1 protein-coding gene is annotated in these 1,953 nt (G+C 67.6%); it reads right to left on the bottom strand.

Annotated elements, in window-relative coordinates; translation table 11 throughout:
- Positions 1 to 1,759: putative transposase (locus ACVWY0_RS22250; protein ID WP_485838627.1), on the bottom strand; the 1,759-nt coding region annotated here is incomplete at its 3' end.
- Positions 1,760 to 1,953: the final 194 nt, after the last annotated feature.

Below are 1,953 nucleotides of genomic sequence, written 5' to 3' on the forward strand. Positions count from 1 at the left end.
CCGTGGATGTTCCCGGCGGCGGGGTGCGGGCGGCGAGCATCGCGGCGTCGGTGTCCGCCAGGGCCTTCTCATACCGGGTCCTGGCGGCGAGGACCTGCTGGTAGGCCTTGCGTTTGGCCGGGTTCGGCACGGACCGCTCCGAATCATCATCAGTGGATGTGTAGGCGTCGTGCGAATCCAGCGCGAAACGGATCCGGGCGTAGCGGAAATAGTTTTCCTGCCGCCACCTCGCGCCCATCCGGTAGATGATCTCCCCGGCGGGCATGGCGGTGTTGGTGGTGAGGATGTGGATCTGCCGGGACCCGCCGCCGGGAGTGTTGACCTGGCGGCTGAGCTGGCGCATCACAAAGACTTCCCCGGTCGTACCGACGGGCACCTCAACCTGGGTGTCCGCGGCATTCCACGCCCGGGTTTGCCCGTGCCCGTCGGTGTGGGTGACCTCGGCAAAGTGGGAGGGCCCGATGTCCTCGGTGATGCCTTTGCGCCAGGTCAGCACGTCGAAGTTCTTCTCTGCCATGTGTTGGAAGAGGGCCGGGGACCAGCCTCCGCGGTCAAAACCGACCAGCACCCTCCGGTCATCGCCGACGATGGTGCGCAGGGTCGGCAGGAGCCGGCGCAGTTCACCCGTCAGGGCTGCCCCGGGCTCGGCCATGACCACCAGCACGGGGGCGCCGGCAGCGTCGGCGACCCAGGTTTCCTCGGTCGCCGGGACCGGGAACTTCAACCTCGTGGAGTGGACCTTCCCGATCTTCCGCGTGCCCTGGTAGGCGCGGACATGCCCGTCAACGTAGAGCACAGCGGCCAGATCCCCGCCTTCTCCGTGACTGCCGTTGAGGTGTCTGGCGGCCATGGCGGTGAGCAGGTCCCCGGCTTTGCCTCTGCTGGCGAGGGCGGCGGTTTTCCGGCGGAGGGTCTTCACTTCGGGTGCCCGGTCCAGGCCCAGGACCCTGCCCAAAGCTGCCGGGTCGATCCGGGTGATCCCCTCGGCCCGCGGTTCCCCGGCCAGGGCCTGGAACACGGCGCCGGTCAGGATGGTCTCCAGCCCATAGAATCCGTTCGGTAACGCCCCGAAGACCTCTTTCGCGCACTCCAGCAGCCCGGTGTGCTCGAGGGCGGGCAGTGCCAGGAACAGCCCGGCCAACGGCACACGGGCCGCCGGGGCGAACACCGGTGCCGCGCACTCCACCAACCCGGACCGGGCACCCGCCCGCTCCCCGGACCGGTCCACCGGGCCGGGGAGCACCGGCAACTCCTCCCGCAGGGGCTCCGCTGCCGGCCGGTCCGGGTGCGCAGCAGCCGGACCGGCCGGGGCAGGGGTTTCCATGGCCAGGGTGCGGCGGACACTGAATTCGGAGACGCCCACAGCTGTTCCCACAGCGCGCAGGGATAATCCCGTTGCACGAAGGGAACGGATCTGGGACATCACGGCTTCGGTCAGCCGGCTGGGCCCTTTCGGACCGGATTTTTCCGGGGCCAACCCCAGCACCCCGCCCGCGCTCAGATCCTGGCGCCACCGCCATAACGTGCCCGGATCCACCCCGAACGCGGTAGCCACCTCAGCGACCGAACCGGCTTTGATATCCGCCAGCTTCGCCGCGGCGAACCGACGGGACACCGAATCCCCGGCGTCCCAACCGTAGGAGAGCTCGCCATGGACGAAAACCCGGCCGCCGTCCTCGTCTTCAACCAGCGACGCAGCGGCGCCGATCGCGACGGCACCGGCGTCCATCGAGGCAGGAAGAGGCAGCTGAGCAGTCATCGCACCCATCTTCCCACCCCGCTCATCACGACCAATTATCTTGTCTAGATTTTATCGCAAACAGGGGAAAATTAACAGCCCATGTTATGTCGCAGGACTTCGGTGACAGTTCTGCCTCAACACATCGGTGACAGTTCCGCAGGTTTTGGTGGTGACACTTCCCGGCCCTGTTAACAGGGTTTGGCCGGCCCGTG

The organism is Arthrobacter sp. UYNi723 (genome assembly GCF_054057635.1).